13 protein-coding genes and 1 other RNA gene are annotated in these 13,240 nt (G+C 65.5%); 5 read left to right on the top strand and 9 right to left on the bottom strand.

Annotated features, from left to right (window positions below; genetic code table 11):
• Positions 1-79 precede the first annotated feature (79 nt).
• The 6 genes from F1643_RS00515 to pgk form a co-directional block, all read right to left on the bottom strand.
• A complete protein-coding gene (locus F1643_RS00515; RefSeq protein WP_085090301.1) occupies positions 80-403 on the bottom strand; it encodes a YbaB/EbfC family nucleoid-associated protein in 324 nt (107 codons plus the stop codon).
• A gap of 3 nt (positions 404-406) precedes the next feature.
• Positions 407-2,281 carry a DNA polymerase III subunit gamma/tau gene (locus tag F1643_RS00510; RefSeq protein WP_194909798.1) on the bottom strand — a complete coding sequence of 625 codons (1,875 nt, stop codon included), beginning with the start codon at positions 2,279-2,281 and terminating at the stop codon, positions 407-409.
• A gap of 104 nt (positions 2,282-2,385) precedes the next feature.
• Positions 2,386-2,483, bottom strand: an RNA gene (gene ffs / locus F1643_RS00505) — signal recognition particle sRNA small type.
• A 151-nt stretch (positions 2,484-2,634) separates the two neighbouring features.
• Positions 2,635-3,417, bottom strand: coding sequence for a hypothetical protein (locus tag F1643_RS00500; protein WP_194909791.1), 783 nt, complete (start codon positions 3,415-3,417; stop codon positions 2,635-2,637).
• Positions 3,392-3,820 (bottom strand): hypothetical protein, encoded by a 429-nt coding sequence (locus tag F1643_RS00495; protein ID WP_194909790.1) that lies wholly within the window; start codon positions 3,818-3,820, stop codon positions 3,392-3,394. The genes F1643_RS00500 and F1643_RS00495 overlap by 26 nt, the downstream gene beginning before the upstream one ends.
• 215 nt (positions 3,821-4,035) lie before the next feature.
• Positions 4,036-5,229: a phosphoglycerate kinase gene (gene pgk / locus F1643_RS00490; protein ID WP_194909789.1), complete on the bottom strand. Its 1,194-nt coding sequence runs from the start codon at positions 5,227-5,229 to the stop codon at positions 4,036-4,038.
• Between the two features lie 293 nt (positions 5,230-5,522).
• Here pgk and F1643_RS00485 point away from each other — a divergent pair, with 293 nt between their 5' ends.
• Complete coding sequence (locus tag F1643_RS00485; protein WP_194909788.1) at positions 5,523-7,127, top strand: CYTH and CHAD domain-containing protein; 1,605 nt, start codon at positions 5,523-5,525, stop codon at positions 7,125-7,127.
• 11 nt (positions 7,128-7,138) lie between these two features.
• A complete protein-coding gene (locus F1643_RS00480) occupies positions 7,139-7,762 on the top strand; it encodes a ParA family protein (protein WP_194909787.1) in 624 nt (207 codons plus the stop codon).
• Between the two features lie 222 nt (positions 7,763-7,984).
• Here the strand turns inward: F1643_RS00480 and F1643_RS00475 are convergent, their stop codons facing one another.
• From F1643_RS00475 to F1643_RS00465, 3 genes are all read right to left on the bottom strand, one after another.
• Positions 7,985-8,767 carry a methyltransferase domain-containing protein gene (locus F1643_RS00475; protein ID WP_194910126.1) on the bottom strand — a complete coding sequence of 261 codons (783 nt, stop codon included), beginning with the start codon at positions 8,765-8,767 and terminating at the stop codon, positions 7,985-7,987.
• A gap of 92 nt (positions 8,768-8,859) precedes the next feature.
• Positions 8,860-9,048 carry a hypothetical protein gene (locus F1643_RS00470; protein WP_194909785.1) on the bottom strand — a complete coding sequence of 63 codons (189 nt, stop codon included), beginning with the start codon at positions 9,046-9,048 and terminating at the stop codon, positions 8,860-8,862.
• Positions 9,049-9,167: 119 nt separating this feature from the next.
• Positions 9,168-10,643, bottom strand: a complete 1,476-nt coding sequence (locus tag F1643_RS00465) for a HAMP domain-containing sensor histidine kinase (protein ID WP_194909784.1) — start codon at positions 10,641-10,643, stop codon at positions 9,168-9,170.
• Between the two features lie 123 nt (positions 10,644-10,766).
• Here F1643_RS00465 and rfaE1 point away from each other — a divergent pair, with 123 nt between their 5' ends.
• The 3 genes from rfaE1 to F1643_RS00450 all read left to right on the top strand — a co-directional run bounded on the left by rfaE1 (position 10,767) and on the right by F1643_RS00450 (position 13,181).
• Positions 10,767-12,212: a D-glycero-beta-D-manno-heptose-7-phosphate kinase gene (gene rfaE1 / locus F1643_RS00460; RefSeq protein WP_194909783.1), complete on the top strand. Its 1,446-nt coding sequence runs from the start codon at positions 10,767-10,769 to the stop codon at positions 12,210-12,212.
• A 196-nt stretch (positions 12,213-12,408) separates the two neighbouring features.
• The gene (locus tag F1643_RS00455) at positions 12,409-12,618 is read left to right on the top strand and encodes a cold-shock protein (protein ID WP_194909781.1); all 210 of its coding nucleotides are present in this window, start codon (positions 12,409-12,411) and stop codon (positions 12,616-12,618) included.
• A gap of 188 nt (positions 12,619-12,806) precedes the next feature.
• Positions 12,807-13,181 carry a DUF6481 family protein gene (locus F1643_RS00450; protein ID WP_255542262.1) on the top strand — a complete coding sequence of 125 codons (375 nt, stop codon included), beginning with the start codon at positions 12,807-12,809 and terminating at the stop codon, positions 13,179-13,181.
• The last annotated feature ends 59 nt before the right edge of the window (positions 13,182-13,240 follow it).

Here is a 13,240-nt window from a genome sequence, read left to right as displayed (position 1 = left end):
CCATTTCCGGATTGCCCCTCACCCTCCCCGCCTGCGGCGGGTCCCCTCCCTCTCCCGGGGCGGGAGAGGGCAAGAAAGATCAGAACGGCAGCTTCATGCCCGGCGGCAGCTTCAGGCCGCCCATCATCTTCGAGGTCTCCTCGGCGACGTGCTGTTCGACCTTCTTCTTGGCGTCGTTGAAGGCGGCGACGATCAGGTCCTCCAGAACCTCGACGTCCTCGGGATCGACCACCGACTTGTCGAGCTTGACCTTCTTCATCTCGCTCTTGCCGTTGACGGTCACGACGACCATGCCGGCGGCGCTCTGGCCGGTCACTTCGACCTGCTCCAGGCTCGCCTGCATTTCCTGCATCTTGGCCTGCATCTGCTGGGCCTGCTTCATCATGTTGCCGATATTCTTCATCGGTCAGTACTCTCCTTCGTCGTCGAGGGGGTAGTAGACCCCGTCGTCCTGCTGCTGAACCATGAAATCGGGTGTCTCGCCGTCATCCGCAACCGCCGCACTCTCCGCCGCGGCAACTTCGGCGAGGTCGCGGATGTCGATGATCTTCGCACCGGTAAAGGCGTCGAGCACGGCGCGCACCACCGGGTTGGTTTCCGCCTCCGACAGCGCGCGGCGCTTTTCGGCCTGGCCCTGCTCGGCCAGCGTCGGCTGGGCGTGGCCTTCCGACAGGGCGACGATCCAGCGGTGGCCGGTCCATTCGGTCAGGAGCTGCCCGACCTTGGCCGGCAGCGTCGGCGGAGCGGCGGGGCGGAGCTTCAGCTCCAGCCGGCCCGGCTCCATGCGGACCAGTTGCACCGTCTCCATCAGGTAGCCGTAAAGCGCGCCCTCGCGCCGGTCGGAGAACAGCTGCACCAGCGCACGGAAGTCGTGCGGCATCGGCGACAGCTCCTCGCCGGCGGGAGCGGCTGCGGGGGCAGGGGTGGTGGCAACCTGCGCAACGGGGGCGCTCTGCGGCTGGGTCGAGCCCACGGAGCGGGCAACCGCGTGCGTCGACTGGCTGGCGACCGCGACGGGACCGCCGCCACCGCCGGGACCGCGGCCCATCGGCGCGCCGCCTCCCCCGTTGGCCTGCTGGGCCTGGAACTGACGGATCAACTCGCCCGGTGTCGGCAAATCGGCGGCGTAGGACAGGCGGACGATCACCATCTCCAGCGCCTGCTGCGGCACCGGGGCGGCCTGTACCTCGTTCAGCCCCTTCAACAGAAGCTGCCAGGCGCGGGTCAGCGCCGGCATGCCGAGCTTGCCCGACAGAGTGGCGCCGCGCGTGCGCTCCGCCTCCGGCAGGGAGGGGTCGTTGGCGCTGTCCGGCACCACCTTCAGCCGGGTCAGATTGTGGACGAGGTCCAGCAGGTCCTGCAGGATCACCACCGGATCGGCGCCGACACGGTGCAGGTCGGCCAGGATGTCCATCGCCTCGGCGGGACGGGCGGAAACCGCGGCCTCGAACAGGTCGATCACGCGGGTGCGGTCGGCCAGACCCAGCATGTCGCGCACCTGCTGCGCCGTGACGGTGCCGGCGGCGAGCGCGATCGCCTGATCGAGCAGCGACAGCCCGTCGCGCACCGATCCGTCGGCGGCGCGCGCGATCAGGGCCGCGGCATCCCCTTCGATGTCGGCGCCTTCCATGGCGGTGACGCGGGTGAAATGATCCTTCAGCACCTGGGCGTCGACGCGGCGCAGGTCGAAGCGCTGGCAGCGCGACAGCACCGTGACCGGCACCTTGCGGATCTCGGTGGTGGCGAAGACGAACTTCACATGGCTCGGCGGTTCCTCAAGCGTCTTCAGGAGCGCGTTGAACGCGCTCTTCGACAGCATGTGGACCTCGTCGATGATGTAGAGCTTGTAGCGGGCCGAGACGGGGGAGTAGCGCACGCCGTCGATGATCTCGCGGATATCGTCGACGCCGGTGTGGCTGGCGGCGTCCATCTCCATCACGTCGACGTGGCGATCCTCGGCGATGGCGCGGCAATTGTCGCAGACGCCGCAGGGGCTGACCGTCGGCCCGCCCTTGCCGTCGGGGCCGGTGCAGTTCAGCGCGCGGGCGATGATGCGGGCGGTGGTGGTCTTGCCGACGCCGCGCACGCCGGTCAGCATGAAGGCCTGGGCGATGCGGCCGGACTGGATGGCATTGGTCAGGGTGCGGACCAGCGCGTCCTGCCCGATCAGCTCGTCGAAGGTCTTCGGCCGGTATTTGCGCGCGAGCACCCGATAGGCTTGCCCGGTGGCAGGAGCCGTGGCGGGTGCGGAAGCGGGAGTGTCGACTGTGGTATCGGTCACGCGGCTGGCCTGTCGAAACGACGGGAGGGGAATTTCGGGCCGCAGGATAGCGTCCCGGCGCCGCGCTGTCGCCGTCTGTTTCGTGCTGGCAATTTTTGAAGAGGGTGGGAGACTGGACGAACGACCCGAGCCGTAACTCGTTGCGGCTGCTTCCTTCCGGACCTGACCGGGTTGGCGAGGGACTCGTCCGACGCCAGTCTCCCGCCGCTGTTATGGGCATTTGCGCGGGCGGATGCAAGGGAGAAATTCAAACTCGCTATCTGCCTGCCATAGAGCTTTCTTGAAAGAATTTTTTCGTAAATATCCGGGCGGCAACGTAAAATTTGAAATCAATATAATTAACGCTAAATTAACTATTCTGGCGGCGGCTCAGGCATGCTTGGTGTGTCGTGAATATTGCCCGGCATCATTGGGGAATTATACCAATTCCTTAAGGCGCCTATAGCGCTTTCCATGGCCTGTCTATGGTCTTCAATTTCTCTTTCCGTAAGCTCATGGCATTTTGTTTGCCCTGAATCTTGCGTCAGCTTTGCAGCTCTTATTGGACCAGAAACTCCGCCTGGAGTAGTTTCTATCACATGTTGTATGGTCCATACGCTCATCAATAGCGCCAACCGAACGGTTGGTGGAGATGATTGGCAAAAAGTGTCTACAAGAAATCGCAAAAATGGATCGGCTGACATTTTTCCCGAACCCAAAGCGGCAAAGTAATGATTTGCATCAAGAAGTCTTGGTTGTAGGTTGCCTTCAAATATGCAGCAATCATATTTACCGTTATGGGCAAATCCAAGCGCAGTGTTGACATCCACCAGGTCGGCAATGCCAGTGTCATTAAAATTACCAAGGATTTCTGCGGAAATTGCTATTGTAAATTCAAAAGCGTTCTCGTAAGAGTCTGATCTACCTTTACATTTTTCGGCGATGAACTTAAATCTATTGGCCTGTCCATGATCGCCTGCGAAGGCAAATATTTGCTCAGAATCTAAAATATCGACTTTCTTTCCTTTGTGGTGTCCAACGCTAATTCCATTTACTGAAGGAGTTAGCATGCTGTCAGCAGCTATAACAATCCCATCGGAGCATAAGAAGGCAATAACAATAGTCATAAAATCACCCTCGAAAAACGCTGTTTGCACGCATTTCTGGATACCGTGAGTATATAGCAGAAACGAGTTTTTCAAATGGAAGACTTTTTACCCAATAAGCCAATTCCTGCAAATATTTCTGTGTGGCTGGGCTGGTTTGCGCGAGAATATTTCTTCCAACTTGATATCCATTTCCGTTAAGGGTGTAAATTCTGTATCTTCCATTATTCATTATATTTACTGTATTTTGACAGTTTAGACGATCCAAAGTGTCGTATACTTCCTTATCAAAAGGACCGTAGTCATATGGAGCAAAGTTAAAATGTGGGCCGCCAGTGAGATGTGGCGCCTCCCGGTCAATTATATAAAGCAACTTTTGAACATGGACTGGTTCAAAGATGGCGTTCTCTCCCCCTGCGGCGAGGGCAGCCAGCACAATTTCCTCGCGATTCATCTGGTCCCTCCTTGGCTTGATAAGAAAGAAATCTTAGCATAAATAAGAACCTTAGGGGAACGCAATTCGGTGATACCCGAACAACCCACCGGGAATTTCTGCGATATAAGCTGAATTCCGCCAAACTGGCTATGAATCGGTCAAATATCGAGTTACAGGCAAAAACATGGGGGAGAAGCGTAGCTCAAATTCGGTTACGCTTCTCCTGAAACCGCTTACTTCTTCAGCGCCGCCACACCCGGCAGTTCCTTGCCTTCCAGCCATTCCAGGAAGGCGCCGCCGGCGGCGGACACGTAGGTGAACTTGTCCTCGACCCCGGCATGGGCCATCGCCGCGACGGTGTCGCCGCCGCCGGCGACCGACAGCAGGCCGCCGGCCTCGGTGCGGGCGGCGACCAGGCCGGCCACCGCGTTGGTGCCGGCGTCGAAGGGCTGGATTTCGAAGGCGCCGAGCGGGCCGTTCCACACGACGGTCTTGGCGCCCTGCAGCTTCACGCCCAGGAACTCCACGGTGGCCGGGCCGATGTCGAGAGCCATCTCGTCGGCGCCGATGGCGTCGAAGGCGACGACGCGGTTGGCGGCGCCGGCCTTGAACTCCTTGGCGACGACGAAGTCCTTCGGCAGCAGGATCTCGCAGTTGGCTTCCTTGGCGGTCGCCATGATGGCGCGGGCCTGGTCGGCCATGTCCTTCTCGCACAGCGAGGCGCCGACGTCGGTGCCCTGGGCGAACAGGAAGGTGTTGGCCATGCCGCCGCCGAGAACCAGCAGGTCCACCTTGCGGACCATGTTGCCGAGCAGTTCCAGCTTGGTGGAGATCTTCGCGCCGCCGACGACGGCGGCCACCGGGCGCTCCGGCTTCTCCAGCGCGAGCGTCAGCGCCTTCAGTTCCGCTTCCATCAGGCGGCCGGCGGCGTTCGGCAGCAGGCGGGCGACGCCCTCGGTCGAGGCATGGGCGCGGTGGGCGGCGGAGAAGGCGTCGTTGACGTAGATGTCGCCCAGATCGGCCATCTGCTTGGCGAAAGCCGGATCGTTCTTTTCCTCTTCGGCGTGGAAGCGGGTGTTCTCCAGCAGCACGATGGCGCCGTCATGCACCTTGGCGATGGCCTCCTTGGCCTTCTCGCCGACGCAATCCTCGGCGAAGGCGACCTTCTGGCCGACGGCGGCGCTCAGCGCGTCCACCACGTTGCGCAGCGAGTTCTTGGCGTCCGGGCCGTTCTTCGGACGACCGAAATGCGACAGGACGACGACCTTGGCGCCCTTGGAGGACAGCTCCTTCAGGGTCGGGGCGAGGCGGTCGATGCGGGTGGTGTCGGACACCTTGCCGTCCTGCATCGGGACGTTCAGGTCGGCGCGCACCAGCACCGTCTTGCCGCTGACCTCGAGGTCGTCGATCGTGTTGAAATCGGTCATCTTCACACTTCCCCTAATATGGCCGTTTCCCGTCCGGGATCGGCCCTCGGTCGATTTGCCGAAACCCAATCACAGCGCCGACCGCATTGCAACGCCCCAAGGGTGGGGTGAAATGGGGCATATTGACCCTGCAACCCCTGTCAAAGCGCTGCGAACGAAAGGAAGATGCGGGGACGATGGGTACTGCAACCCCAGGCTTCTGCAACATTTCCGTAACTTGACCCTGTCCATTGCCTGTGCAAACACCCAACTGTAGGCCGGTGGGCCGCAAAACGGGGGTTGAAGCGCAGGCGATGGCTGAGGCGGACATCAACCGCGAGACGGAATTGAAGCTGGCGGCGAAGCCTGAAGACTTCGACACGCTGCGTGCCGCTCCCGCCATTGCGGACCGGACGACCGGACCGGCAACGGCGAAGACCCTGGAAAGCACCTATTACGACACCGAAGACCGCCGGCTCGCCGCGCGCAAGGTGACGTTGCGGGTGCGCAAGACCGGCGACGGCTATGTCCAGACGGTCAAGTCCGCGCCGGACGAGGACGGGCTGGGACGCGGGGAATGGGAATGCGCGGTGACCTCCGCCGTGCCCGACCTGACGCTGATCACCGACGCCGCCGCAATCGAGTTGCTGGGCACGCTCGGCGAATCGGAGCTGCAGCCGGTCTTCACCTCGGTCGTCGAACGGACGATCCAGGATGTGACGCTGGGCGAGGGGGATGACGCCGCCTCCATCGAGGTCGCCTTCGACCGTGGCCGCATCCAGCTGCCCGATGGCCGGTCCAGTGATCTGTGCGAGGTGGAACTGGAGCTGAAGAGCGGTCAGCCCGCCGCGCTCTACGATCTGGCGCAGGAATTGACGAAGGCGGCACCGCTGCGGCTGGAGATGCGCAGCAAGGCGGAGCGCGGCCACGCGCTGGCGAATGGAGCGACCGAAAAGGCGCTGAAGGCGGAAAAGCTGCTGCTCGATCCCGAGACGACGGTGGAAGGGGCGGTCGCCCGCATCGTGCGCGCCTGCCTTGCCCACATGGTCGCGAACGAGGCGGTGACGCTGGCCGGCGACGATCCGGAGGGCGTGCACCAGATGCGCGTCGCGCTGCGCCGGCTCCGCTCGGCCATCGCGCTGTTCCGGCCATTCATTCCGGCCGCGCAATATCTCTGGCTGGTCGGCGAGATCAAATGGCTGGCCGGCAGCCTGGGGCCGGCGCGCGACTGGGACGTGTTCGGCGAGGAACTGCTGGCCCCGGTGCGCGACGCCTTCCACAAGGCCGACGGGCATGGCCGCTCGGCGGTGGAGGATCTGGACACGCTGGCCGCCGCTGCCGAGGCGAAGCGGCTGCGCGCCTATGAGGGGGTGCGCGAGGCGATCCGCTCGGACCGCTACACCGCCTTCCTGCTGGGCGTCGGCAGCTGGGTGGAGAAGCGCGGCTGGCGCGACCAGCCGGTCAGCGAGGAATCGGTGCGGCTGTTCCAGCCGGTGATCGGGCTGGCCGACCATCTGTTGAACAAGCGCCACAAGAAGGCGAAGCGGGCCGGGCACGGCTTCGCCCATCTGCCGGTGGCCCAGCGCCACCAGCTGCGAATCGCCTTGAAGAAGCTGCGCTATGCCGTGGAGTTCTTCCGCAGCCTGTATGACGACAAGCCGGTGCGCCGCTATATCCAGCAGCTTGCCGCCTTCCAGGATGCGCTGGGGCATCTGAACGACGTGGCGACGGCGACGCGGCTTCTGCACGAGCTGCATGACGACGGCAGCCGCTCCGCCCCCGGCGAGCCGCGCGCCGCCGGCATCGTCATCGGCTGGCATGCCCGCGGCGTCGCCGACACCGAAGCGGCGCTGGTCGCCCTGTGGCATGATTTCATCGACACCAAGCATTTCTGGTCGAAGCCGGACCCTGCGGTGTAGAGTCCGCAGCTATGCTCACGATCCTCGTCGCCAACATCAAGGGCGGCTGCGGCAAGACGACCGTCGCCACCCACCTCGCCGCCGCCTCCGCCGCGGCGGGCCTGCCCACCGTGCTGGCCGACGTGGACCGTCAGCACTCCTCGCTCGGCTGGCTGGAGCGCCGGCCGGGACAGGCGCCGGCGCTGGTCGGGCTCGACTGGGCCAAGGACTTCACCGACACGCCGCGCGGCACCAAGCGGCTGGTGATCGACGCGCCCGCCGCGCTGAAGACCAAGCAGATCGAGGATCTGGTGAAGATGGCCGACGTCGTCGTGCTGCCGGTGCTGCCCGGCGCCTTCGACGAGCAGGCGACGCAGCGCTTCCTCGGCAAGCTCGATGAGTTGAAGCGCATCGCCAAGAAGAAGACCACGGTGGCGGTGGTCGGCAACCGCATGCGTGCCCGCACCAGGGCCGCCGACCGGCTGGACCGCTTCCTCGACGGCATCGGCCATCAGGTGGTGACCCGCCTGCGCGACAGCCAGATCTACGCCGACGCGGCCGAAAGCGGCCTCAGCCTGTTCGACATGCCGGGCAAGCGCGCCGCCGAGCATCGCGGCGACTGGCAGCCGCTGCTGAGCTACATCGACGGGGTTTGAGCGGGGGCCGATACCATTCAGTTTGTGATGGATGCTCCGTGACAAGCCCCTCTCCCCTTGCGGGAGAGGGGTTGGGGTGAGGGGCGCAAATTAATATTCCCTCCGGCCTGCGGCCGCCGCACCCCTCATCCCAACCCGCGGGTCGGCAAAACGCCGTTGGCGTTTGGCCGATCCCGCCCCGCAAGGGGAGAAGGGCTTCTTGCAGCGGAGAGGCCTTCTCCCCTACACCCGCACCACAACGAACAGCCATTTGGTCGGGATCAGCGTGTTGCCGCTGGAATGCTCCGGATAGGCGGCCTCCAGGCGGCGGCGGTAGGCGGCGAGGAATCGGTCGAGTTCGGGACCGGTCAACCGATGCATCACCGGCGCCAGTGCCGCCTGATGCAGCCATTGCAGAAGCGGAACGTCGCCGTCGAGGACGTGGAAATACTCCGTCTCCCACAGCTCGATGGACGCTCCTTCCGGGCCGAGCCAGTCGTAATAGTCCTGGGCATCGTACCCCCGGCCCTCGGTCAGCGGAGCTGCGGGCCAGGCGCCATGCAGCCGGTCCGCCCAGGGGCCGTCGGCGGCGGTTTCCAGAAGCAGGCTGTGGGTGGCCTGGTCCTGCGGGCGGGGCAGGGCGACGGCCAGCACGCCGCCGGGGCCGAGCGATTGCAGCAGTTCGGGAAACAGCCGGTCATGCCCGGCCACATGCTGTAGCCCGCCGGCCGAGATGACGAGATCCGTCGGCCAGTGCGGACGCCAGACCGCCAGATCGGCGTGGAGGTAGCGCACGGAGGACGGCGTGTCGGCGGCCCAGCGCAGCATCGCCCGGGAATGGTCGACCGCCAGCACGTCGGCCTGGGGCCAGCGCGCCGCCAGCAGCCGGGACAACTGCCCGGCACCGCAGCCGAGATCGACGACCGAGCGTGGTGTGAGGGAGGAGGGAAGCGCCGCCGTCAGGTCGATGACGGGACGGCGGCGCAGGACATCGAGCGTCGCGAAGGCGTCAGGTTCCCATGCCATGCTGTGTGTCATGTGGCACCCGCTCTGTTGGGCTCATGCCCTCCAGCCATCGCGTCGACCGGCGGGGCTTCGCCGATGGAAGCCCCTTCAGGTCAGTGGGCGGAGCCCATGCGGTCGAAATAACGGCCGATCGACGCGAAGATGAAAAGCACGCAGCCGAGGAAGACGATCAGGCCACCGATGGCGAAAGCATCGTCCGCCGCCCGCGAAGAGGCGAGCAGACCGACGAAAGCCATGATGCCGGCGAGGATGGGATTGATCCAGTAGGAGAAGGCTTTCACGTCCCGAAGTCCTTTCAGAACAAGGCATTGGTGGAGGGAAAGCGCCCGCCTCCCGCCCCGCCGGGCTTCCCGCGAACGCTTCGTCATTGAAGGGATTCTGCGGGACGGAACCCGCGGAATCAATGCGACACAAACGACTTGTGCCATGCAACATCTACCGGATCGGTTTCCTTGTTGCCTTGCGGTATGTCAAGCGCGAAGACCGTTCCGGCCGCATCGCTGCGCACCAGCCGCAACTCCCCGCCATGGGCGCGCAGCACCTCCCGCGCGATGGCGAGACCGAGCCCGATCCCGCCGGCCCGGGCCGATCCGGCAAAGGGCTGGAACAGGTTTTCCCGTGCCCGCGGCGCCAGTCCGGGGCCGTTGTCGGCGACCGTCAGGATCAGCAGGCCCGCGGGTCCGACACCCGTCTCGACCGCAATCCGCACCCGGCCGGCGCCGGCCTGCACCGCGTTGCGGCCGAGATTGACCAGCGCGCGGCCAAGCTGTGCCGCATCCACCGGTGCCGGCGTGCCGGCGGGGATGTCGTTGATCCACTCCGCTTCGACCCGTCCGCCATCGGGGTGGACGGTGGCGAGGACCTCCGCGCCGGCCTCCTCCGCCACACGGTGCAGGTCGACCGGTGCGGGGGACAGCGGCAGGACGCCGTCGCGGGTGAAGGACAGCGTCTGTCCGCACAGCTCCACCGCACGGTCCAGCGAGGCGACCAGCCGCGGCGTCACCCGCCGCACCTCCGGGTCGGCGCTCTCCGTCAGCCGCTCCGACAGGAGGGAGGCGGTGGACAGGATGCCGCGCAGGTCGTGGTTGATCTTCGCCACCGCGGTGCCCAGCGTGGCGAGCCGTTCACGCTGGCGCAGGGCCGCGCGCACCGTGCCCTGCATGGCGGCAAGCTCGCGCTCCGCCACGCCGATCTCGTCGCTGCGGCTGCCGGGCACCAGCGGCGGAGCGCCGTCGGGATCGCGGCGGAAGGCGACGACCTCCGCGGTCAGCCGCCGCATCGGCCGCACCAGCAGTGCATGGAGCGTGAGATAGACCAGGAGCGCAGCGATCACCGAGATGGCGACCGACACTGCCAGGATGCGGCGGGAGAACTCCACCATCGCATCGATCAGCGGCCGCTCGTCCATCGTCACCTCGACGCGCTGGGCCGGGTCGTTGGGCGAACGGTCGATCACCCGGATCACCCGGTCGCGCGGCTGGCCGAAGGCGCCTTCCAGGGCAAGGCGCAGGGCGTGGCCGGCATCGACGATCTGCATGCCCATGCCGGTGGTGCGCAGGTCGTACACGGCATCGACCTGCGGCGGCATCGGGCGCGACAGCATGTAGACCCGCGCGCCCGGCTGGATCAGGTCGATGACATGGGTGCCGGTGTAGGCCAGCAGCTTCGCCTGCAGCTCCTTCGTCACCATCAGGTCGGGGGCGGCCTCCACCGACAATGCGGCGATGTGGGCGGTGGCCAGCCGCTCCTCCAGATAGCCCATGCGGAAGCGGGCGATGGAGGGGGTGTAGATCAGCACCTCCGCCAGAAGCACGAACAGGATGGTCAGCACCAGCAGTTTGGCCGACAGGCTGGTCGCGATGGTGGGACGGGGCATGGGCGGGGGGAACGGCGCGTGTGTTGCAGGAACGCCATCCTACGACGGTGACAAACGAGCGTCACCCCCGCCAAGCCCCCGATCCGCTGGCGTTACCGCTTTGGCGTTGGTAAGACAGGCGCCATGAGCGACCTTGCCCGTCACATCGACTCCCTGTCGCGCGCCAACGTGCTGTGCATTGGCGACGTGATGCTCGACCGTTTCGTCTATGGTTCGGTGGACCGGGTGTCGCCGGAGGCGCCGATCCCTGTCCTGCGCGTGGACCGCGATGTGCCCAAGCTGGGTGGCGCCGGCAATGTCGCCGCCAACCTCGTGGCGCTGGAGGCGGCCTGCCGCTTCGTCTCGGTGGTCGGGCGCGACGGCATCGGCTCCGACCTGCTGGCCCTGCTGCGGCGCGAAGGTGTCAGCGACGGCGCAATCGTGATCGAGGACGGGCGCCAGACCACGGTGAAGACCCGTTTCATCGCCGGCCAGCAGCAGCTTCTGCGCACGGACATCGAGACGGTGGTGCCGATCACCGTCGCCGACCGCGTGCTGGAACGGGTGCGCGAATTGCTGCCCGACGTGGGCGGCGTCATCCTGTCCGACTACGGCAAGGGCGTGTTGACCGACGACCTGGTGACGGCGGTGATCGCCGCCGCGCGGGAGGCAGGGCGCACGGTGGTGATCGACCCCAAGGGGCGCGACTACCGCCGCTATCGCGGCGCCGACATCGTGACGCCCAACCGCAAGGAGCTGATGGAGGCCACCGGCCTGCCGGCGCGCACCGACAAGGAGGTGATCGCCGCCGCCCGCCACCTGATCGCCACCTGCGGCATCGGCGCCGTCGTCGCCACCCGCAGCGAGCAGGGCATGTCGGTGGTCACGGCCGGGGACGCGGTGCATCTGCCGGCCGAGGCGCGCGAGGTGTTCGACGTTTCCGGTGCCGGCGACACCGTGGTGGCGACGCTGACCGCCGCGCTGTCGGTGGGGATCGATCTGGTGGATTCGGCGCGGCTGGCCAATCTGGCCGCCGGCATCGTGGTGGGCAAGGTCGGCACCGCGGTCGTCCGCTCGGCCGAGCTCTTGTCCGGCCTGCACGAGCAGGAGTGGCGCCAGGGCGAGGAGAAGGTGGCGACCCGCGACACCGCGGCCGAGCGGGCGGAGCGCTGGCGGCTGCGCGGCAAGCGCGTCGGCTTCACCAACGGCTGCTTCGACCTGCTGCACCCCGGCCATATCGCGCTGCTGAAGCAGGCGCGGGCGGCCTGCGACATTCTGGTCGTCGGGCTGAACAGCGACGACTCGGTGAAGCGGCTGAAGGGCGAAAGCCGGCCGGTGCAGAACGAGACGGCGCGCGCCACGGTGCTGGCGTCGCTGGGTTGCGTCGATCTGGTGGTGATCTTCGGCGAGGACACGCCGGAAACGCTGATCCGCGCGCTGCGCCCCGACGTGCTGGTCAAGGGCGCCGATTACACCATCGCGACCGTGGTGGGGGCGGATTTCGTCCAGAGCTATGGCGGAAAAGTGGTGCTGGCCGATCTGGTCCAGGGCCAGAGTACGACCAACACCATCAAGCGCATGAAGAGCTGAGACAATCCGGCGGGCCATCGCCGCCGGTATCGATTGTCACTTGTATGCTGCCGATGCATGGCCCATCTAAGGGCGATCGACGTTGCTCTGGGCTTTGTTATCCCGGTCCCTCACACGGATTTGGGTCTCTTCCCGAAGTGAAATTGATGCGCCTGCGCACTCTCGCGCAGGGCAACGCCAGGAAGGGAACTGACCCATGGCTATCGGTACCGTCAAGTTTTTCAATTCCACCAAGGGCTTTGGCTTCATTCAGCCGGAAGACGGCACGGCCGACGTGTTCGTCCACATCTCCGCGGTGGAGCGCGCCGGGATCAACAACCTCGGTGAAGGCCAGAAGCTGTCCTTCGATGCCGTTCGCGATCCGCGCCGCGGCAAGGTTGCGGCCGAGAACCTGCGCGCGCTCTGAGCGCAGCAGCTTCGAAGAGGAAGGGCGGCTCCGGCCGCCCTTTTTCGTACCGGAAATCGGGAGCGCCGCAGCCGGGATCACCGATCCCCGGCGCCGCATCGCCGTCTTTGGCGGCCCCGTCCGATACGGGACTTGCTTGATGGCCTGCCTGCGGGCACGGCCGAATCACGACCGAATTCACGAAATGGATGGATATGAACGGCTTTAAGAATGCAGGGCTTTCGGAGCGTCTGAGCGCGGCCGCCGGCGCGAAAAAGGCACTGCTGGAAAAGTTCAAGGCGCAACCCGGTGTGAACGATCCGGTCTTCGCCGAGCGCGAAGAGGCGCGACTGGCCATCCGCGTCGCCCGTGAGGCCCGCGAGGCCGAACGCAATGCAGCGCGCGAAGCCCGCAAGGCAGCCGAACAGGAAATGTTGCAGGCCGAACAGGCCGAGTTGGCCGCCCGCGAGGCGCTGGCGGTTCAGGAACTTGCCGAGCAGGCCAAGCGCCAAGTGGCGGCGGCAGCGGAGGCGAAAGCCGCCCGCGACGCCCGCTATGCCGCCCGCAAGGCCAGGAACCGCTGAATCGGATCGCGGAAAGTCGGAAATCGGACTGAACCGCGAATCCGGTCGTTGAACAAAGC

Origin of the sequence: Azospirillum sp. INR13, from assembly GCF_015390205.1 — a bacterium.
In the GTDB taxonomy this organism is placed as follows: Bacteria; Pseudomonadota; Alphaproteobacteria; order Azospirillales; family Azospirillaceae; genus Azospirillum.
The sequence above is the reverse complement of the archived record's forward strand: the minus strand, read 5'-3'. Positions and strand labels throughout refer to the sequence as shown.

Coding starts and splice junctions, on each gene's coding strand:
- F1643_RS00515 (WP_085090301.1), bottom strand. CDS start 403: ATGAAGAATATCGGCAACATGATGAAGCAGGCCCAGCAGATGCAGGCC.
- F1643_RS00495 (WP_194909790.1), bottom strand. CDS start 3,820: ATGAATCGCGAGGAAATTGTGCTGGCTGCCCTCGCCGCAGGGGGAGAG.
- pgk (WP_194909789.1), bottom strand. CDS start 5,229: ATGACCGATTTCAACACGATCGACGACCTCGAGGTCAGCGGCAAGACG.
- F1643_RS00485 (WP_194909788.1), top strand. CDS start 5,523: ATGGCTGAGGCGGACATCAACCGCGAGACGGAATTGAAGCTGGCGGCG.
- F1643_RS00480 (WP_194909787.1), top strand. CDS start 7,139: ATGCTCACGATCCTCGTCGCCAACATCAAGGGCGGCTGCGGCAAGACG.
- F1643_RS00475 (WP_194910126.1), bottom strand. CDS start 8,767: ATGGCATGGGAACCTGACGCCTTCGCGACGCTCGATGTCCTGCGCCGC.
- F1643_RS00465 (WP_194909784.1), bottom strand. CDS start 10,643: ATGCCCCGTCCCACCATCGCGACCAGCCTGTCGGCCAAACTGCTGGTG.
- rfaE1 (WP_194909783.1), top strand. CDS start 10,767: ATGAGCGACCTTGCCCGTCACATCGACTCCCTGTCGCGCGCCAACGTG.
- F1643_RS00455 (WP_194909781.1), top strand. CDS start 12,409: ATGGCTATCGGTACCGTCAAGTTTTTCAATTCCACCAAGGGCTTTGGC.
- F1643_RS00450 (WP_255542262.1), top strand. CDS start 12,807: ATGGATATGAACGGCTTTAAGAATGCAGGGCTTTCGGAGCGTCTGAGC.